Here is a 20,075-nt window from a genome sequence, read left to right on the forward strand (position 1 = left end):
AGCACCGAGGGAGTGTCAATGCAGCGGCATCGGGTGGCAGTGATCGGCGCCGGCTTCGGGGGTCTTTTCGCGATCAAGGCGCTGCGCAATGCCAACGTCGACATCACGCTCATCAACGGCACCGCGTACCACTTGTTCCAGCCTTTGCTTTACCAAGTGGCCACCGGCGTCCTGTCCGAGGGGGAGATCGCCCCGCCGATCCGCGAGGTGCTGCGCGGTCAGGACAACGTCGATGTGAAGCTCGGCTGGGCCGAGAGCGTCGACACCGACAACAAGGTCATTTCTGTACGGGGTCCGGGCATCGACTACACGGTCGAGTACGACACGTTGATCGTGGCCGCCGGCGCCTCGCAGTCGTACTTCGGCAACGACCACTTCTCGGACAACGCGCCGGGCATGAAGAGCATCGACGACGCGCTCGAGCTGCGGGCCAAGATTTTCGGCGCCTTCGAGATCGCCGATCTGCAGACCGACGAGGAGGCGAAGGAGCGCTGGCTCACCTTCGTCGTCGTCGGCGCCGGCCCGACGGGTGTCGAGATGGCCGGTCAGATCGCCGAACTGGCCCACCGGAACCTGCCGGGGCAGTACAAGCACATCGACCCGCGCCGGGCCCGGATCATCCTGATCGACGCCGTGGGCGCGGTGCTCAACACGTTCGGCGACCATCTGTCGACGCGGGCGCTGGCCCAGCTGCACAAGATGGGTGTCGAGGTCGAGCTGAACACCAAGGTCGTGAACGTCGACCGTACCGGCATCGAGGTCGAGTCGGAGCGCGGTCACCAGCGCATCCCGTCGATGACCAAGGTGTGGGCGGCCGGTGTGGCCGCTCCCCCGCTGGCCCGCAAGATCGCCGCTTCGACGGGGGCCGAGGTCGACCGGGCCGGGCGCATCATGGTCAACCCCGATCTGACGGTGCCGGGTCACCCGGAGATCTTCGTGCTGGGCGACATGATGAACCTGAACGATCCGTCGACCGGCCGTCCGCTGCCGGGTGTCGCGCAGGTCGCGATGCAGGGCGGCAAGTACGCGGCTCAGACGATCAAGGGGCGGCTCAAGCGCAAGCCGGCCGGTGACCCGTTCAAGTACTTCGACAAGGGCAGCATGGCGACGATCTCGCGGTTCTCCGCGGTCGCCAGCATCGGCAGCAAGATCCGGTTGTCCGGCTTCTTCGCCTGGGTGATGTGGCTCGTGGTCCACGTGTTCTACCTGGTGGGTTTCAAGAACCGCTTCACCACGGTGCTGCACTGGGCGGTCAGCTTCCTGGGCCGCGGCCGGTCCGAGCGGGTGGCCACCGAGCAGCAGGCCTTCGCGAGAAAGGCCATGTACGAGTACGGCAACCCGTTCGAGCGGGCCCGCCTGGCCGACGCGCCACCGGCCGACGAGTTGTCGACGACGCAGGTCGAGCCGGAGAAGGTCTCGGCCAAGAAATAGCCGGGAAGCTACGAGGGGAAGACGGTAGCCCAGACCATCTTCCCCTCTGCTGTCGGCAGGGCTCCCCATGCCGCCGAGGCCGCCTGCACCGTCCGCAGTCCCTGGCCGCGGGCGTTCCACAGGTCGCCCGGCGGCTCTTTCGGTGGGGGAAGCAGGGTGGGCAGCCGCGGGTCGCGGTCGTTGACGACCAGGTGCAGGCCTTCGTCGCGGCGCAGGACGACGACCACGATCGGGGTACGGGCGTGTTCGACCGCGTTGGCGGCGAGTTCGCTCATCACGAGCCGGGCCGGGTAGAGCACGCCGGAGGGCAGCCGCCAGGCCGCGCAGGCGTCGGTGACCAGGTTGCGGGCCAGCGCCGGGGTGTCCGGTTCGGGCGGCAGGGTGAGGCGCCGCTGGTCGGTGTGCGGGCGGGCGGCGATGGCCGCGGCCCGGGCCTGGATCAGGTCGGCGTAGGTGGGCAGGTAGTACGCGGCGCCGAGCCGGTCCAGGCGGTCGGCGAGCACGCTGGTGGCCGGCACGCAGGCGACCACGTGCACGGGCGGGTCCATGGCGTCGGCCACCCGGCGGGCCGTGATCCAGGTGAGGGCGCTGGCCGCGTGCGGGTCGTCGAGGTCGCACAGGTCGATGATCACCGCGTCGGGGTGACCGCCGAGGGATTTCTTGAGGGCCAGGAACGCGTCCCGGCTGAGCGAGCGTCCCCATGAGCCCCGAACGGTCACGGTGGTGACAACGTTGTCGACGTCCGCCGTGACCGTGACCTGGCTTGCTCGTACCGTGCGGCGGGCGAAGGGGTGGCGTGCGCGCATGACAGGCCAACGAGGGGTGTACATGAACGGGCACGCCTACCCGGCGAAGAGATCACCATGCGCGAATACCGGCTATTCACTCGTTAGTGGCAGGTCCTCTTCCGAGTGAAGTGGGGGCAGCAGCTCGCCCGAGATCGCGCGGTACGCCGACGGCGCCGGCGCCGCCAGCTGGTCCACGCCGACCGGGTCGGCCAGGGCCCGCTGGATCGCGACCCGCAGCCGCTCCTGCTCGGCCGCGGGATCCTGGTACCAGGCCACCGACCACACCCGGTGCACGTGCCAGCCGAGCTCACGCAGCTCCTCGTCGCGCAGGCGGTCCCGCTCGCGGGCCGACGGCACCCGCGCGTACTCCGGGCCGTCGAACTCGATGCCGAGCGCGAAGATGTCCTTCTCCTCCCCCGGGTGCAGCACGGCCAGGGGGATCCAGTGCCCGGCGGCGCCGACCTGACGGCGTACCCGATGACCCCATTCCAGCAGCACGGCGGAGACCGCGTCCTCGAACGGCGACGCGTCCTCGCGATCGGCCAGGTCGCGCCCGAGTGTGGCGGCGGACCTCTCGGCGTACTCCAAATAGGCCTTGAGATGACGCACGCTCTCGTTGCCCATGTCGGGAACGTCGCCCGAGCGGATCGAGGAGACCACCTCGATGCGGCGGGAGGCGCGGGTGATGGCCACGTTGAGGCGGCGCCAGCCCATCGGGCGGTTGAGCGCGCCGAAGTTCGTGCTGATCTTGTCGTTCTCGTCGTAGCCGTAGCCGACGGACAGGATGATCACGTCGCGGACGTCGCCCTGCACGGCCTCCAGGCTCTTGACGAAGAAGCCGGTGAGCCGGTCGTCGTCGGTGAAGAAGTGCTCCAGGTCGGGCCGTTCGGCCACCGCCCGGCGCACCGCGTCGTCGATCGCGTCGGCCTGGGCCACCGAGAGCGTGACCACGCCGCACGTCTGGCCGGGACGGGTCGTGTAGTGGTGCAGCACCCGCTCGGCGACCGCGTCCGCCTCGATCGGGTTGTCCGAGGTGGTCTGCCGCCGGTAGACGCCGTCGACCAGGTACATCTCCACGCCGTGGTCCGGCTCCTGCGGGTACGCGCGGGTCAGGCTGACCAGCCGGCCGTGGTAGTAGGCCAGGTCGGCGAAGGCGAACAGCGCCTCGTGGCTGCTGCGGTGGTGCCAGGTCAGATGCAGGATGGGGAAGGTGTCGCGGGCCAGTTCGAGGATGGACGGGAAGTCGGTCACGTCGTCCTCGACGCGGTCGTAGTACGAGGTGGGCGGCAGCTGCTGGTGGTCGCCGGAGACCACGAGCGCGTCGCCGCGGTAGATGCAGTTGATCGCGTCGGCCGTGGTCACCTGGGACGCCTCGTCCAGGATGACCATGTCGAACTCCATCTCGGGCGGCAGGTAGCGGCTGACCGCGAGCGGCGACATGAGCAGGCACGGTTTGAGCGCCTGGACCGAGTGCCGGGCCTGGGCCAGCAGTTCCTGTACGGCGAGGTGGCCGCTCTGCTTGTTGCCCTCGCGCCGCAGGATGCCGGGCTCGCCGGTGGCCGACGACGACGGGCGGCGGGCCTCCACGGCGTACACGATGTCGGCCAGCGCGGCCGCCGTCAGCTCGTTGTCGAGCAGCCGGAACACCTCGACGATATGGGTGCGCTCCTCGGCCGACGACGGGTGCAGGCCGGGGTCGTCGCGGATCACCGCGTCGGCCCACCCGCGGAGCAGAGCCCTTTCCAGTACGGGCCACACGTGCTCCACACTGATGTCCTCGGCCGCGCAGTAGTCGAGGGCGCCCTCGAGCCCGTGCTCGACCAGCACGCTGCGCGCGTCCTCGTGGCGGAACCACTCGTGCTGCCCCTCGGTGTCGTGCAGCAGCTCGACCAGCAGGTCGCGGGCGCTGTCGTAGTCGCCCAGCCGCTCGACCAGCTCACGGTGGCGGGCCGAGCCGAACGCGTCCAGCACCTGGCCGCGAGCCGACTCCCAGCCGGCCACCGCGGCCGGCAGGCCCTCGGTCGGGTGGGCCTCCATCAGCGCGTGCGCCTGCCCCGGGCTGAGCGGGGCGTCCTCGCCGGTGAGCACCCGCCGGGCGTGCGCGGTCCACGCGACGATCTCGTTCATCACCTCGTCGTCGGTCTTGGTGCCCCGGTAGACCGAGCCCAGCACGGCCGCGTGGGCGGCGGCGTCGGCCCAGATCGCCGTCTCGGCGTCGGTGGCCTTCTGCCGCTGGGCGGCGATCTCGCGGGCCTCGGTCAGGGTCAGGTCGCGGCCGGTGGGCACGCTGTAGGCGCGGATCATCTCGGCCGCCGCGTGCAGCGGGGCGATGTGCGCGCGCAGCCAGGTCACCGCGTCGGCGATCGGGCCCTCGCCCAGCTCGGGGCGGGGCGCGCGGGCCGGCGCCGGGCGCAGCGTGGTGCGGAACCGGGTGAACTCGTCGCGGGCCTCGCCGACGATGCGCAGCAGGGCGCTGTTCGGCCGCGGCGCGCACACGTGCACGGTCACCGCGGGCAGGGCGTCGGCCGGCACCTCGCGGATCACCTCGTCCGCGTTGTGCAGGGCGTGCTGGATGGCCGCGAAGTCGGTGTCGCGCCCGTCCCAGTGCCGGCCCAGGATCTCGGCGTGCTCGGCCTCGGCGTCGGCCAGGTCCTCCAGGGCCTGCTTCCAGGCGGCCGCGTCCTCCACGTTGGCGATCGCCTCGGCCGGCTTGACCTCGGGCCGCGCGGCCTCGACGGCCGCGTCCTTGGCCCGCCGGTACGGCCGCAGCAGCTTGCGCGGGCCGCGGTGCCGGGTGAGCCGGTCGGCGATCTCGGTGACCGGCTCGTTCAGCACCTCCTCGTTGAAGTGCCGGCGCGCCTGCGCCTCGGCCTCGGCGACCGCCTCGACGGCCAGCCGCAGGGCCCGGACGGCGGCGTGCGCCTTGGCCATCCCGCCCGGCTCGAACCAGGCCGCCTCCGGCTTGTGCTCGCGGCCGATCAGGTCGGCGATGGTGATGACCCGGGCCGAGTCGGGGAAGGTGACCACGTTGGGCAGGCCGAGCCGGGCGGTGACCCGGTCCATGCTCTCGTGCCGGCTCTCCAGACGGTCGGCCTCCTCGGCGAACTTGTTGGCCAGGTGGTCGGCCTGGGCGGCGTTCAACGGCCCCAGGTCGACGGCCTCGGGGACCAGTTCGGAGAGGTCCGGTACGCCGGTCAGGTCCTCGGCCGACGGCAGCTCGGCCCACGGGATGCCGCCGTAGCGCAGCGCGGCCAGGTGATGCGTGAGATCCGTGGCCGCCTTCTGCACCGGGGCCAGGCTCTCGATGGTCAGCCACTCCTCCTCCACCTTGGGCGGCCGCTTGGCGGCGTGCCCGGCCAGGGCGGCCAGCTTGGCCGCGCCGGCCGGCTCGTGCAGGTCGAACGCGTCGGCCAGGGTCGAGTTGGCGATCACCGCCTCGGCCAGCTTGGTCAGCGAGGTCAGCGCCTGGCGCAGCCGCCCGTCGAGCGGCTCGCGGTCGGTCGCCTCCCGCCACAGGTAGGTCTCGCTGCTCACCCGCCCGAGCCGGGCCACGGCGTCCCGGATCCGGTACAGCGACTCGGCGGTCAGATCCTGCGGGTTGATCGTGGCGACCGGGGCGGCCGGCGCGTCCAGCAGCCGGGTGCACACGCCCAGCACGTCGAACAGGCTCCGGCCGAGCGGCTGACGAACGCGGTTGAGGGCTTCGGCGTACGCGCTGAGCCGCTCCCGCCGCTCCCGGACCGCCCGCCGGTCGATCGGGTCCATGGTCGCCAGCGCCGGCGGGTCGGTCTCGAGCGAACCGGCCAGGGCGGTGGCCACCTCACGCCGGCCGACCAGGTTGCTGTGCAGGGCGAGCAGGTAGTTGCCGAGCCCGGCCTCGGTGAGGCGGCGCTGCACGGTGTCGAGGGCGGCCGCCTTCTCCGAGACGACCAGCACCCGTTTGCCGGCGTGCAGCAGCCCGCCGACGATGTTGGCGATGGTCTGCGACTTGCCGGTGCCGGGCGGCCCGTCGAGCACGAAGCTGCGCCCGGCCAGGGCGGCGGCGACAGCCACCCGCTGCGAGGCGTCGGCGTCGAGCAGCAGCGGCGTGTCCTCGGGCGGCGCGACCTGGTCGATCTTCTCGGGCGCGATCGGCTCGAAGGCGAACGCCCGGTCGGCGTCGTGGGTGGCCAGCGCCCGGACGACCGGGTGCTCGACGATGTGCGGCTCGTTCTCGTAGAGGTCGTAGTACATCGCCTCGCGGTGCACGCTGAGGCAGGCCAGCACGACGGTCTCGTCGGCGTACCAGCCGCGGCGCTCCCCGATGGCCACGTCGACCTTGGCCCACAACACGGTCACGTCCAGCTCGGCCAGCGAGTTGATCTCGGGGATCTCGATGTCGAGGTCGGCCATCCGGATCACCAGGGCCGGGTTGACGATCGGATCCTCGGGCCGGGCGACCAGCTTGGGCCCGGTCGGATCGATCTCGACGGGGACGAGCAGAATCGGGCTTTCGTACGGCGAACCGTCGTCGTCCGACCAGTGCATCATCCCGATGCCGAGGTAGAGAGGCGAGACACCGCGGTCCTGCATCTCGGCCCGCGACCGGCGGTAGAACCGGTGCAGCAGGGCGCCGAGCACTTCATCGGGCAGATCGGTGCGCAGAACGTGCGCCGACCCGTCGTTCTCGAAGGCGTACCCACCGCCCTCCTGAAGAACCTTGACGATCGCCTTGGGCGACGGCCCGGTGATCTCCACCGAGCTCTGCGCGATCCGGGCGAAGTTGAGCAGCGGGTTGGCCCCGGTCAGGTCGACCAGTCCCGAGCGCCAGGTCTCGAGGGCACTCCTGACCTCGGCACCGGGCAACCCGACGACTTCAACTTCAGTTTCCGGCCACATGCCCTCAATTCCAGCAACCGAACGGCTGTCACGCTGGTCATTTCGCCGCTTACTTCCGGATATTTACGATATCGCCAATGACTCCCCCGCCGCCGACCCTCTACCCCACCCACAAACAGTCCCGCCCCGGCAGGCAACCACCCCCTCCCCCGACCCACCCCCGCCCCGCACGGACAGCCACCCGAAGCCGGCACTCACCTCTGTCCCGCGCGGGCAGCCACCCGAAGCCGGCACCCAGCTCCCCACCGCAGGCACTCCGCCCACTCATCCCCGGGACGGCCGGCAATCCACCCACTCACCTCCGGACTTGGTGCTCAACCCACTCACCTCGGCCCTGGCGTGCTCCACCCCCTCACCTCCGCACGTGGCGCTTCCACCCCTCACCTCCGGACATGGCGCTTCGATCCACTCACTCCGGACAGCGGGCAATCCACCCGCCCACCTCGGGAGCGCGATCGCCAGCGGCAACCCGCCTCTGGGCGACGGCGCAGGGATCGGCATCGCCGGACACCTCAAGGCGATCAACCCCCTCGGCGTCCCGCTCACCTTTCGCCAGCCCGCTCGGGCGATCACGAGAGCTCCCCGAAGGCTCGTTGAGGGCTGCCAGCGGCAAGGACCACCACCGCGAGGCATCTAATGCCCCATGTCCGCTAAATCACCTTTTAGCGCACGGGCACATAAGGGCCGAGCCGTCGCCTGAGAAGGTGGATGCAAGCCGATCCAGCGCCTCAGAAGCCGAGCCGGCGCCGCAGAAGCCGACGCAAGCCGGGCCAGCGCCGCAGAAGCCGACGCAAGCCGGGCCAGCGCCGCAGAAGCCGGCGCAAGCCGGGCCAGCGCCGCAGAAGCCGACGCAAGCCGGGCCAGCGCCGCAGAAGCCGACGCCAACCGAGCCGGCGCCGCAGAAGCCGACGCCAACCGAGCCGGCGCCGCAGAAGCCGACGCAACCGAGCCGGCGCAAGCCGAGCCGGCGCCTAGGACTTCGGGCGCCGGCTCGGGTGGGGGCTGAGGGGCCGCTGGGGCCGAGGGGTCAGGAGGTGCTCAGGGCCTGCTCTTCGGTGCGCTTCGTGGGGGCCTCGCGCTCCAGGGCCGCGCCCTCGACGTCGACGGCCGGGAGCCAGGTCAGCCAGCGTGGGAGCCACCAGGCGGAGCGGCCCAGCAGGGCGATGGCGGCCGGTACCAGGATCATGCGGACCACGATGGCGTCGAACAGGATGCCGATGGCCAGGGCGAACGCGATGGGCTTGATCGTGTCGTTGCCCTCGGGGACGAAGCCGGCGAAGACCGAGAACATGATCGTGGCCGCTGCCACCACCACCGGGGCCGCCTGTTTGAAGCCGGTCACCACCGCGTCGCGGGGGGAGGCACCGTGGGCGTGTGCCTCGTGCATGCGGGAGACCAGGAAGACCTGGTAGTCCATGGCCAGGCCGAACAGGATGCCGACGATGATGATCGGGGCCAGGCTCAGCAGGGGTCCCGTGGTCTGGGCGTTCACCAGGCCGGACAGCCAGCCCCACTGGAAGACGGCGACCGTCGCGCCCAGGGCCGAGCCGATGGTCAGCAGGAAGCCGAGCACGCCGACGACCGGGACCAGCAGGGAGCGGAAGACCAGCACCAGCAGGATGAAGGCCAGGCCGACGACCAGGATCAGGTAGCGCGGCAGCGCCTGGTCGAGTTTCTGCGACACGTCGATGCTGACCGCCGTCTGGCCGGTGACGTAGACCTTGGCGTCGGGGCCGTCGGCCACGTCGTCGCGGATCGCGTGGACCAGGTCGATCGTGCCGGTGTCCTCGGGGCCGGAGGTCGGGATGATCGTGATCAGGGCGGCGTTGCGGGCCTGGTTGGGCTGGGGCGGGGCCACCACCGCGACGCCGGGGAGCGTCTGCACCTTCTGCTGGACCGTGGCCGCGTACGCCGAAGAACCGGAACCGTCGACCAGGACCAGCAGCGGGCCGGCGAAGCCGGGCCCGAATCGCTCGGCGATGATGGCGTCGGCCTTGGCCGCGCTGCTGCCGTCGGGGGACTTCTGGATGAGCGTGGTGCGCAGTGAGAAGAACGGGATGGCGATGACGGCCAGCGCCGCCACCGCGAGGACCAGGCTGATCACCCGCTGACCGGTGACCAGGGCGGCCCAGCCGCGGAAGAAGCCGCGGTCGCGGACCGGCGCCCCGGCCGGGTTGGCGCGGACCTTCTTCGGCAGCGCCCGCATGCCGAGCGCGCCCAGGAACGCCGGGAGCAGGGTGATCGCGACCAGCACGGCGACCACGATGGTGGCCGCGGCGGCCAGGCCCATCTCGGTGAGGAACGGGATGCCGGCCACCGAGAGGCCGGCCAGCGCGATGACCACGGTCAGGCCGGCGGTGACCACGGCGGATCCGGCCGTGCCGACGGCCAGCGCGGCCGCCTCGGCCGGTGGCAGCCCGCGCCTGAGTTCCTGCCGGTGCCGGGTGACGATGAACAGGGCGTAGTCGATGCCGACGGCCAGGCCGAGCATGACGGCGAGGATCGGGGTGGTCGACTGCAGGTCGACGAAGCCGGTCAGGGTGGTGATGCCGAGCGCGCCGATGGCCACGCCGACCAGTGCGGTCAGCAGGTTCATACCGGCCAGGACCAGGGAGCCGTACGTCACCGCGAGCACCACCAGCGCGACGACGACACCGAGGATCTCGCCGGTGCCGCCGATGTCGGCCCCGGACTCCTGTGTCGCGTCGCCGCGAGCCTCGACGGTGAGCCCGCCCGAGCGCGCCTCGCCGACCGCCGCGGTCAGCGCCTCCCGCTCCTCGGGGGTGATCTCCGAGTTCTGGACGCCGTAACTGACCGTGCTGTACGCCGTGCTCTGGTCCCGCGAGACGGTCGGCGCCTGCGGGTTGAGCGGGTTGCTGGCCGACAGGACGCCCGGGAGCTTGCCCAGCTTCTCGACGGCGGCGGCGACCTTGGCCGCGTTCGCCTGGTCGGTGATCTTGCTGCCGCTGGGCGCCTCGAAGACCACCTGCGCGGACGCGCCGGCCGAGCCGGCACCGAAGCGCTCGCGCAGCAGCTTGAGCGCGACGGTCGACTCCTGGCCCGGGATCTCGAACGTGTTCACGGTCTGGCCGGACAGGGTCGCCGCGCCCACGCCGAGGGCGATCAGCGCCACCAGCCAGACGACCATGACTATGGCCTTGTGTCGTACCGAGGCCAGTCCCAGGCGATGCAGCAACGTTGCCATTAGCGATGTCCCTTACTTGTGGCCGGTTTGTTGGTGGCCCAGCGCGTCGTAGCTGACGGCGATGAGGTCGTCGTGGGTGACGACCAGGGGCTTGTCACGCATGGTGATGCCGAGCAGGACCAGCGCCCCGAGCGCGCCGACGACCCGGATGGCGCGCGCGTTGTCGCACTCCGGCTCGAGGGCGAAGGCCGCGAAGATGCCCTGCCCGAGCTCGTGGAGGGCGAGGCCCAGGTCGGACTCCGGCTCGCTCTGCAGGCCGGAGAGGAGGAGGGCGACAGTGCCCGGCAGGTCCATGGCGAGCTGGGCGAACTCGCTGAGCACGGCCCGGTCCCGCGCGGGCCCGGGTGGCATGTCCTGAACCTGGGCGGCGATCTCGCGGACCGCGCTCAGGGCCTTGTCGACCACCGCCTGCTGCAACGACTCCTTGGTCGGGTAGCGGTGGAGCAGGCCGGTCTTGGAGTAGCCCACGGCGTCCGCGATGCGCTGGACGGACGTCTCCCGGAAGCCGTGGCGCGCGAAGAGGCTGGCGGCGGCTTCGAGGATTTCGTCGTCGATCTGCTGCTTGGTGGGACGCGGCATGCGGACCAGAGTAGTCGGTTGCGGACCAGTTCGGTCGGTAACCGACCGTGGCGGTCCTCACTAAGTACGGCGGCGGCCGCGGGGTTTTGACTTCCCCGCGGCCGCTGTTCGAATCCTCTTCTAGCGGATGGCCTGCCTGATCCACCCGGCGATGTTGTCGGTCCGGGCGGCGGTCTCGACGCCCATGTGCGGGCAGGACGGGCCCGTGCTCACCACGGCCACCAGTTCGCCGCGCTTGGTGAAGAACGGAGCTCCCGAGTCGTACGGGCATGGTGTCGTGTCGCGGTCCGGCGCGTACCCCTGAAGCCCCGTCACGTTGGCACTCAGCTCGACCACCTCGAGCAGACCCGTGCGCAGGTGAGTGACCGGCGCCGGATCGACGCTGGTGGTGGAGCCGTAGCCGGTGAGGCGCACGATCGTGCCGATCTCGGGCGGGGTGCGGCCGATCCGGATCGGCCGGATGTCGCGCACCGGCCGGGCCAGCTGGGCGACGGCGACGTCCGCCGTGGGCGACTGCCGGACCGCGACGATCGTGATCTCGTGACCGCGTGTGGTGTCGGTCAGATCGGTGCGGCCCACCGTGGCCGTGGTCAGGTCGGCGACCGGGCGTTCCACGCGGACGCCGGCCGCGTCCCGGAAGCAGTGCCCCGCGGTGATCACCCAGCGCGACGAGATGAGGGCGCCCGAGCAGGCGCTGTTCCGCTTGCCGCCGTCGGCGGTGGGAATCCCGGTCATGGTCAGCTTGACGGAGAAGGCGTACTTCCCGATCGGTACGGGTTCGCCGTTCGCGACCGCGTTCGCGGGCCCCGTGACGCCGAACAGCACGCCGCCGATCGTCGCCGCGGCGACGAGCATCGAGCCTATTCGCTGTCTCATGTGGAGCACGCTAGACCACCGCCGCATCAGGGGCATTCCGGGGAAAGCCCTGAGAGTTTTCCGGCCGACACGCCCGATTCGACCGCTTTGGACGCGCGTTTCTGCTGCTTATCCGACAGTTGTCGGGCACCGGCCCCTCGGGGGACGACGGGGGTTCGGCCCGGATGTTCCCAGCTCTCTGACTGCCTAATTTCAGGTTCGACACAGAAAACGTTCTGGGGGGCTCTCGAATGAGTAAGCGGCCGATAACAGTACGCGTGGCGCGGTGGAGCGCCGAGCATCCGTGGCGGGCCATAGCGTTGTGGGTGGCCTTCGTAGCGGTGTGCTTCATGGCCGGCAACATGGCCGGGGCCAAGGAGGCGACCGCCGAGGACAGCTCGATCGGCGAGGCCGGCCAGGCCTACGTGATGATCGACAAGGGCGGGTTCGACTCGGCCCCGGCCGAGGACAACGTCCTGATCACCGCCCGCTCCGGTGCCCTGGACAAGGCCGCCGGCGACCGCGCGGCCGCCGACGCGGCCGCCGCCCTGCGCACCGTCACCGGCGTCTCCGCGGTCGGCGCGCCGGTCCCGTCCCACGACGGCTCGGCGCTGCTGGTGCCGATCACGATGAGCGGCGACCCCGAGACCGCCTCCGACCGGGTCGGGCCGCTGCACGACGCGGTGGCCACGGTGCAGCGCAAGCACCCCGAGCTGCGCGTCGAGCCGGTCGGCGGGCCGACCATCGGCAAGGCGCTCGACGACACCCTCGGCAAGGACTTCCAGCGGGCCGAACTGCTCAGCCTGCCGGTCACCCTGGCCATCCTCATCCTGGTCTTCGGCGCGCTGATCGCGGCCGGCGTGCCGGTGCTGCTCGCCCTCATGTCGGTGGCGGCCGCGATGGGCCTGTCCACGCTGGCCTCCCACCTGATCCCGTCCACCGACACCACCAACAGCGTGATCCTGCTGATCGGCATGGCCGTCGGCGTCGACTACTCGCTGTTCTACGTCCGCCGCGAACGTGAGGAACGCGCCAAGGGACGCGGCCACGTCGACGCGGTCGAGATCGCGGCCGAGACCTCCGGGCACGCCGTGGTCGTCTCCGGCACCGCTGTCATCATCGCCATGGCCGGTCTCTTCCTGGCCCGCGACGCCGTCTTCTCCTCGCTCGCCGTCGGCTCGATCCTGGTCGTGGCGGTCGCGGTCATCGGCTCGCTCACCGTCCTGCCCGCCCTGCTGGCCAAGCTGGGCCGCTGGGTCGACCGCCCGCGCGTTCCGCTGCTGTGGCGCCTCTCGGCCCGCTCAACGTCGCCGTCCGGAAGCGGCGTCTGGCGCCGCATCCTGCACCCGGCGCTGCGCTGGCCGGCCGCCACGCTCCTGGTCAGCGTGCTGGCGCTGCTCGCCCTGGCCGCGCCCGCCCTGGGCATGAAGCTCAAGTTCCCCGGCACCGAGGACCTGCCCCGGACGACCCCGGCGATGCAGGCGTACGACCGGCTGACCGCGGCCTACCCGAGCAACGGCACCACGCACGAGGTCGTGGTGGAGGCGCCGGCGTCCTCGGCCGCTTCCGTGCGGGCCGCGCTGACCCGCCTCTCCGACAGCACGCGGGACAACCGCCTGTTCGCGCCGGTGGAGGAGACCGGACCGGACCTCGAGGTGTCGGCCGACAAGACGATCACGGTCCTGGACGTGGCGACGCCGTACTCCTCCCGCAGCGACGAAGCGGCCGATTCCCTGCACGAACTGCGCGACACGCTGGTGCCGGCGGCGCTGTCCGGGCTTCCCGGCGCCACGTACGCCGTGGGCGGTGGCGTGGCCGAGAGCGAGGACTACGCGGCCCACGTCTGGCGGACGCTGCCGCTGGTGGCCGGCTTCGTCCTGGTGCTGACGTTCCTGGTGATGGCGTGGACGTTCCGGTCGGTGGTGGTCGCGCTGACCTCGATCGCCTTGAACCTGCTGTCGGCGGCCGCCTCGTACGGCCTGCTGGTCCTGGTCTTCCAGGGCAGTTGGGCCGAGGGGCTGCTCGGCTTCGAGTCGATGGGCGCCATCGTGTCGTGGCTGCCGCTGTTCCTGTTCGTGGTCCTGTTCGGCCTGTCGATGGACTACCACGTCTTCGTGGTGAGCCGCATCCGCGAGGCGGTGCAGCGCGGCGTGCCGACCCGCGAGGCGGTGGCCGAGGGCATCACCGGCTCGGCCGGCACGGTCAGCAGCGCGGCCCTGGTCATGGTGGCGGTGTTCTCCATCTTCGCGACGCTGAGCACCATCGACATGAAGCAGCTGGGCATCGGCCTGGCCGCCGCGATCCTGCTGGACGCGACCATCATCCGGGCGGTGGTCCTGCCGTCCCTGATGACCCTGCTGGGCAACCGGAACTGGTGGGCGCCGCGCTTCATGCGCCCCCGGGGCCGCCACGCGGCGCCGGTCTCCCCCGCCGCGCCCACCCCGGAGCTGGTCGGCCGCCACTGATCCCGTCGGCCGCCAGAAGCCCCCGGCAATCCCGCCGGGGGCTTCCCTCTGCCCGTCTCAGGACGGCGACTGCCAGTTCATCGAGACATGCCCGACGCGTACGCGCTGGGGATGGTCCCCGACCGCGACCGTGGCCACCCGCCGGCCGGTGGCGAAGCTGATGGCGCTGACCCGGTCGGCGCCGGACTCGGAGATGACACAGTCCTTGCCGTCGCCGCTGACCGTGGCCCAGTACGGCTTGGACGCCTCGACGAGCGGGCCCTCGGCCAGGGTGGCCCGGTTGACCACGGTCGCGTAGTCGTCCATGGTGCCGGCGACGCAGAGCTTGGCGCCGTCGGGGCTGATCGACAGGCCGTGGTGGCGGGAGTCGTTGACCCAGGTGGTGCGGTCGGCGCTGGTCGCCGGGTTCAGCGGCAGCGACTTGACCCGGGTGATCCGGTCGGTGGCCACGTCGTACTCGATCAGGCCGGCGAAGAACGAGACCTGGAAGTACAGCTTCGACTCGTCGGGGGTGAAGACGGCCGGGCGTACGGCGTCGGAGAGGTCGGCACGCCCGAACGCGTCGAGCCGCTGGCGCATGTCGACCGTCCGTACCACCTGGAAGTTCCTGGTGTCGGCGATCGTGATGTGGCGGTCGCCCTTGGTCCAGTCGAGCCAGGGGTCGTCGAGCGCGGTGTTCACCTCGCCGATCGAGGAGTTCCACAGGTAGCGGCCGCCGCCGGTGTAGATGTTCTCGTGCGGCTTGTCGCCGGCCGTGAAGGAGCCGAGCTGCCGTCCCGTGACGATGTCGAGCACGTGCACGGTGTTGGAGGTGGAGGCCGAGACGGCCACCGAACGGCCGTCGGGCGAGACGGCCATGTGGTCGCTGCGGTAGCCGGAGACCGGGAACCGCCACTTCAGCGCGCCGGTGGCCAGGTCGATCGAGACGACGTCGGCGAAGCTGGGCCGCGAGGCGACCAGGGCGGTGCCGTCGGGCGTGGTGTACATGTCGTCGACCAGCTGATCGTGTCCCTCGCCCGGGCCGGACCGGATGCCGAGGAAGAACGCGAGGCGGATCGGGTTGAGCGCGATCTCGGTGAGGCGCTGGTTCTTGTCGGGTACGACGTTCAGGCGGCCGATCTTGGCGTAGTCGCCGCTCGACCGGATGACGTCGACGGTGCCCTCCCAGTTGTTGCCGACGAACATGACCTCCCGCAGTTCGTCCTGTTTCGCCAGTGGCACCAACGTCAGCAGGGCGGCTGTCGCCGCCCCGACCCATCGGCCTGCGAACATGCCATCCTCCCGGGGTTACCTTGCGGTAATGACATCGAAACAAGAGAATCTTTCGGATCGATAGAGGCCGGTGGCCAAGGCCGGGCTGCCGCGTTGTGCCCCACCCACAACCGTCGCGGGAGGCGCCGATGCTGACCGAGCTGATCCGGGGCCTGGCCGCGGACGACGCCCTGGTGGACGAGGTGCTGCGAGCGGCCGGCGGTCCCACCGTGGCCACCCGCGCCCAGGTGGCGGCCCTGCTCACCGCGGGCTGCGACGCCTTCCTGCGAGCCCCCGACACGCCCGTCGGCCCGGCGCACGCGGCCCGGTCGTCGGTCGACGCCGCGTTCGGCTTCGCCGTCGACTTCAGCGCGGCCGGCCGTTTCGGCGCGGAGCTGGCGGCGCTGGGAGTGCCGGTCGCCGGGCTGATCGCCGGGGTGCACGCCGGCCGCAGCCGCCTCCTCGAGATAGCCGTCGACCGGGGCCGCGCGGCCGGCATCACGGACGAAGCCCTGCTGCGGGGACTGCTCAAACTGGAGACGTACGGGCGGGCCCTCGAACGGCATGTGATCGACGGGCACCGGTCGGCCGCGAACGGGCTCGACCGCGACGACCGCGCGGCCCGCATGCGGGTGCTGCGCCGCGTCCTGCTGAACGACCCGTCGGTCCAGGACGATCCCGAACGGTTCGGCCTGCGCGAGGACGGCCGCTACCACTGTGTGATCTCGGACGTGACCGACCCGGCCCGGGTCCGCGCCCTGGAAGAGGCGGTCGCCCACCGCGGCGGGGTCCTGGCCCCGGTGGACGGCCGCATCGCCGGCCTGACACCCCGCCTGCCCGCGGGCCGCGCCGTCGACCCACCGGCGCTGGTCATCGCCACCCCGCCGGTACCGCTCACCGACGCCCCGGCGGCCCACCGCCTCTGCCTGACCGCCCTCCGCGCCGCCCGCGCCGATGAAACCGTTCTCCCCCCGCGCCCCGCCCGCGCCGGCGAAACCGCTCTCCCCCTCCGCGCCGCCCGCGCGGGGGAAACCGCTCCCCCGGACGGGGTCCGCTGGGTGACGGATCTCGCCGCCGAGACCGCGCTGGTCGCCCAGCCCCTGCTGGGGTCACTGCTGGCGGCGGAACTGCTGGCGGCCCTGAACCCGGCCGACGAGTTTCACCGCCAGCTGGCCTCGACCGCCGTGGCCTACCTCGACCACGGCCACCGCCTGGACCTGACCGCCGCCGCCCTGCACCTGCACCCCAACACCGTGCGCTACCGCCTCCACCGGCTCACCGAGCTCACCGGCTTCGCCGAGTCGCTGCCGGTTCCCGAGACGGTGCGGTGGTGGTGGGCCCTGCGATCCTGGTGCCGCCGACCGTCCAGATAGGACGCGCGATAACATCCCGCGCGTGGACGAGACGCTGAAGAAGCCGGGCCGCGTGCCGACGGCGGCCGAAGAGGACCGGTTCTGGGCCTTGATCGAGTCCGCCTGGCAGCGCCTCGGCCCCGAGCCGGCCGCGCTGCGCCGGGCCCTGATCGCCCGCGACCCCGACGACGACGAGGACTTCGAGCTGTACGCCCTCGACGGCTGGCTGGCCCCCTTCCTGCGCGCGCTGACCGAGCTGTCGGCCCCGCTGTCGCGCGCCGAGCTGGCCGACCTCGACCGCGTCCTGGAACGCCAACTCCACGACCTCGACCGCGCCGACATCCACGAGGTGACCGACGGCTCGGACGACGGTTTCCTGTACGCCCGCGGCTTCATCGTCGCCCTGGGCCGCGAGTTCCACGAGGCCGTACGCCGTGACCCCACCCTGGCGGTCCTGGACGCCGACTGCGAGGAGATGTGCTACTTCTTCGCCGGCCTCCACGAGGAGCGATTCGGCCGGCCCCCCGAGCGCGACTCCGGCATCTCCCGCGAGACCGGCGCCAACCTGGCCGGCTGGACCCTATAACCGCGTGGTTTCCGCTACGGCGTGACGACCCGTCCGCCCAGGGTCACCACCAGCCGGCCGTCGGAGGTGTAGGACCAGGCCAGCGCGCCCGACAGCGTGGCGCACCGGGAGCCGTTGGTGCCGGTCCAGAACTGGTTGCTGCTGTCGCTGTCGCCGACGATCTTGTCGTTGGAGCCGCTGCCGGAACGGCACGAGGTGTTCGTACGGAAAACCGATGTTCCGCCGTCGAACGAGAAGTTGCGTTCCGTGTTGTCGATGCTGATGTTGTTCGCGATCGTCATCGTGCCGAGGTTCCGGTTGTACGTGAAGCCGTGCTTGCCGTTGCGGTACGCGATGTTGCGCCGGATCGTGTGGTTGACGCCGATGTCCTCGCCGCCCAGCTTGTAGCCGTTGCGGTCGCCCGCCCCGGCCTGGCTGCCGTCGCTGAGCGTGCCGTTGTTGTACGACAGCGAGTCCTCGATGGTCACCGCCCCGATCGGTCCGGTGTCCGTCTTCGTGTACAGATCCCAGCCGTCGTCGATGTTGTTGTGCGACACCGCGTACCGGAAGACGTTGCCGCCGCCGACCGTCAGCTTCGCCGCGAAACCGTCCGCGTCCTCCCCGTCGGAATCGGCGTTGTCGTGCGATTCCGCGCTGAGCACGAGATTGTTCGCCGGCCATTGCGCGTTCGGCGTGTCCGACGCGATCCGCGACAGTTGCAGACCACTGTCACGGTTGAAACGCGTGATCGTACGCTCAATGATGTTGTTGCTTCCGCCGACGAAGATGCCGTTGTCGCCGGCCCGCTCGACCACGATTCCGCGGACATGCCAGAAGTTGCCGTTCACGGCGAGACCGCGATTGGCCGGGTCCTCGGCCTGGGCCGAGAAATTCAGGACCGGGATTTCGCCGGGGTACGCGGTGAGCACTTTCCGCGCCGACGAGGTCCCGTTGTTGCCGGCCGCGATGGTGACTGTCTGCGCGAACGGATAGGTCCCGCCGCGCAGGTAGATCGTCCCGCCCGCCGCGATCCGCGTGATCGCGCTGGCCAGCGTCGTCGGCTCGGCCTGCGTTCCCGGCGCCGAGGCGCTGCCACCCGGCGCGACGTAGAGGGCACCACTGGTCGGCGGCGGGGTCGTGGGCGGTGGCGTCGTGGGCGGTGGCGTCGTGGGCGGTGGCGTCGTGGGCGGGGGCGTCGTGGGCGGGGGCGTCGTGACCGGTGGCGTCGTGGGTGTCGTGCCGCCCGCCGAGTCCACCACCACGTCGTCGAAGCGCCCGGCCGCCGACTCGGTCAGCAGCCCGATCCGCCCGGCCGCGATCGACGTGTCGGTCGCCGAGCCGACGCTGGTCCCGTCGACGGTTCCGCTGATCGTGCTGCCGGTGACCGTGAGCCGCAGCGTGTACCAGCTGCTCGTCGACACCGTCCGGCTGACACCGCCCAGCACCTTGACCGTGCTGCCGTTCATCGCCTCGAGCTGCACCCGGCCGGGCGTCAGCGACAGCCGGTACATCTTGGTCGCCCCGGCCGCCCGCGCCGTCAGCGCCACCACACCCGCGCCGGAGCCGAACGACGTCGCCTTGACCCGCGCCTGCACCGCGTAGTCCGTCCACGCCGTGTCACCCGCGAACTCCCGGGCCCGCGCACTGCCGGCGTCCGACTGCTGCAACACCCGCGACCCGTCGGCGACCACCGACCAGCTGCCACCCGACTTCGACCAGCCACCGGCCCCCGACTCGAAGTCGGCCGAGAAGAGGGTGGCCGCCTGAGCGTCGGCCACGGTGAGAGCGATTCCCGCCGCCACCAGCGCGGCGGTCATTCCGGCGCCGGCGGCCCAGCGCACACGAGGGGAGGTTGACATGAGCATTTCTCCTTGGAGCGATAGACGACTCCGCGATAGCCCAGGCGCGGAAATTCACAGTAGATCTCTGCAACATTTGCCCGCGTATTTGCAGCCTCCCACAACCGCAACACAGCCGAAATATGTCACCGCCCATGCACGCCAGTCAATGCCTTGCCTTTGCAGGTTTGTTGCAGCCCACTATCTGTCTTCCACCGACAAGGAAGGGCAAGCGGGGGACAGATGTCCGTTGTGATGGTCGCCGCCTCGGCCGACGCTTCGGTCAGCGCTTCCCACCGAAGGAAGCCCGCATCCGGAGGTTGTGGTGACCCGAATCAAACGCTTGACCCTGCTCGCGCTCCCCCTGACTGTCGCCATGTTCGCCGCACCGCCGGCCGTGGCGGCACCGCCGAAAGCGACAGCCTCGTCACTCGCCCACGCCGCCCTGCGCAAGGCCCAGGCGGCCCCGAATCTGCCCTCCTACGTCACCAACTCCGTCGGCAACGCGAGCATCATCGCCGTCGGCGTGATCGGCAAGAAGGACGGCGTCTACAACGTGCCCGGCAAGTACGACGAACGACTGCAGCCGGACCAGTGGTCCCACAAGGCGTTCGGCTGGAACACGACAGGAGGCTGGTACACCGGTCCCGGCTACTGCACAGCCCAGCAGCGCTCCGACGACCGCGGCCGGACGTGGCAGGATCAACCCGACCTGGGCCCGGGCGTCCACCTGATCGGCCCGACCACCATCTACGCCATCTACGCCTACCCCTGCTAGCCGAAGCGGCGTCCGGCCTGAACCTTTGGACCGGGGCCCTCTCCTCCTCGGGAGTGAGGGCTCCGTCTGTCCTCGTCGCCCTGATCAACG

General features: G+C 71.1%; 12 protein-coding genes. 5 read left to right on the forward strand and 7 right to left on the reverse strand.

The genetic code is table 11. From position 1 onward, the window contains the following. Positions 1 to 18: 18 nt before the first annotated feature. Positions 19 to 1,431, forward strand: coding sequence for an NAD(P)/FAD-dependent oxidoreductase (locus tag ACGFJ7_RS36690; RefSeq protein ID WP_360261244.1), 1,413 nt, complete (start codon positions 19 to 21; stop codon positions 1,429 to 1,431). 8 nt (positions 1,432 to 1,439) lie between these two features. Here ACGFJ7_RS36690 and ACGFJ7_RS36695 read toward each other — a convergent pair whose 3' ends face one another. The 5 genes from ACGFJ7_RS36695 to ACGFJ7_RS36715 form a co-directional block, all read right to left on the reverse strand. Further along, a complete protein-coding gene (locus ACGFJ7_RS36695; RefSeq protein ID WP_392646516.1) occupies positions 1,440 to 2,237 on the reverse strand; it encodes an ATP-binding protein in 798 nt (265 codons plus the stop codon). Between the two features lie 72 nt (positions 2,238 to 2,309). Next, positions 2,310 to 7,097, reverse strand: a complete 4,788-nt coding sequence (locus ACGFJ7_RS36700) for a DUF4011 domain-containing protein (protein ID WP_392646518.1) — start codon at positions 7,095 to 7,097, stop codon at positions 2,310 to 2,312. A gap of 1,027 nt (positions 7,098 to 8,124) precedes the next feature. Next, positions 8,125 to 10,302, reverse strand: a complete 2,178-nt coding sequence (locus tag ACGFJ7_RS36705; RefSeq protein ID WP_392646520.1) for an MMPL family transporter — start codon at positions 10,300 to 10,302, stop codon at positions 8,125 to 8,127. Between the two features lie 12 nt (positions 10,303 to 10,314). Beyond that, positions 10,315 to 10,881: a TetR/AcrR family transcriptional regulator gene (locus ACGFJ7_RS36710; protein ID WP_360261235.1), complete on the reverse strand. Its 567-nt coding sequence runs from the start codon at positions 10,879 to 10,881 to the stop codon at positions 10,315 to 10,317. A 120-nt stretch (positions 10,882 to 11,001) separates the two neighbouring features. Beyond that, on the reverse strand, positions 11,002 to 11,757 hold the full coding sequence (locus tag ACGFJ7_RS36715; protein ID WP_360261233.1) for a trypsin-like serine protease: 756 nt from the start codon (positions 11,755 to 11,757) through the stop codon (positions 11,002 to 11,004). Between the two features lie 230 nt (positions 11,758 to 11,987). Between ACGFJ7_RS36715 and ACGFJ7_RS36720 the strand changes: the two genes are divergently transcribed. Then, positions 11,988 to 14,201: an MMPL family transporter gene (locus ACGFJ7_RS36720; protein WP_392646523.1), complete on the forward strand. Its 2,214-nt coding sequence runs from the start codon at positions 11,988 to 11,990 to the stop codon at positions 14,199 to 14,201. 57 nt (positions 14,202 to 14,258) lie between these two features. Here ACGFJ7_RS36720 and ACGFJ7_RS36725 read toward each other — a convergent pair whose 3' ends face one another. Continuing rightward, complete coding sequence (locus ACGFJ7_RS36725) at positions 14,259 to 15,473, reverse strand: YncE family protein (RefSeq protein ID WP_392646524.1); 1,215 nt, start codon at positions 15,471 to 15,473, stop codon at positions 14,259 to 14,261. A 128-nt stretch (positions 15,474 to 15,601) separates the two neighbouring features. Between ACGFJ7_RS36725 and ACGFJ7_RS36730 the strand changes: the two genes are divergently transcribed. Further along, entirely contained in the window at positions 15,602 to 16,825 is a 1,224-nt protein-coding gene (locus ACGFJ7_RS36730) for a helix-turn-helix domain-containing protein (RefSeq protein ID WP_392646525.1), read from the forward strand. Positions 16,826 to 16,847: 22 nt separating this feature from the next. Then, positions 16,848 to 17,390, forward strand: a complete 543-nt coding sequence (locus ACGFJ7_RS36735) for a DUF4240 domain-containing protein (RefSeq protein ID WP_360261226.1) — start codon at positions 16,848 to 16,850, stop codon at positions 17,388 to 17,390. Between the two features lie 14 nt (positions 17,391 to 17,404). Here the strand turns inward: ACGFJ7_RS36735 and ACGFJ7_RS36740 are convergent, their stop codons facing one another. Beyond that, positions 17,405 to 19,228 carry a cellulose-binding protein gene (locus ACGFJ7_RS36740; protein ID WP_392646526.1) on the reverse strand — a complete coding sequence of 608 codons (1,824 nt, stop codon included), beginning with the start codon at positions 19,226 to 19,228 and terminating at the stop codon, positions 17,405 to 17,407. A 304-nt stretch (positions 19,229 to 19,532) separates the two neighbouring features. On the opposite strand from ACGFJ7_RS36740, the gene ACGFJ7_RS36745 reads away from it, so the two are divergent. Beyond that, complete coding sequence (locus ACGFJ7_RS36745; RefSeq protein ID WP_360261222.1) at positions 19,533 to 19,985, forward strand: hypothetical protein; 453 nt, start codon at positions 19,533 to 19,535, stop codon at positions 19,983 to 19,985. Positions 19,986 to 20,075 lie beyond the last annotated feature (90 nt).

Origin of the sequence: Actinoplanes sp. NPDC048988 (assembly GCF_043197815.1) — a bacterium.
GTDB lineage: Bacteria > Actinomycetota > Actinomycetes > Mycobacteriales > Micromonosporaceae > Actinoplanes.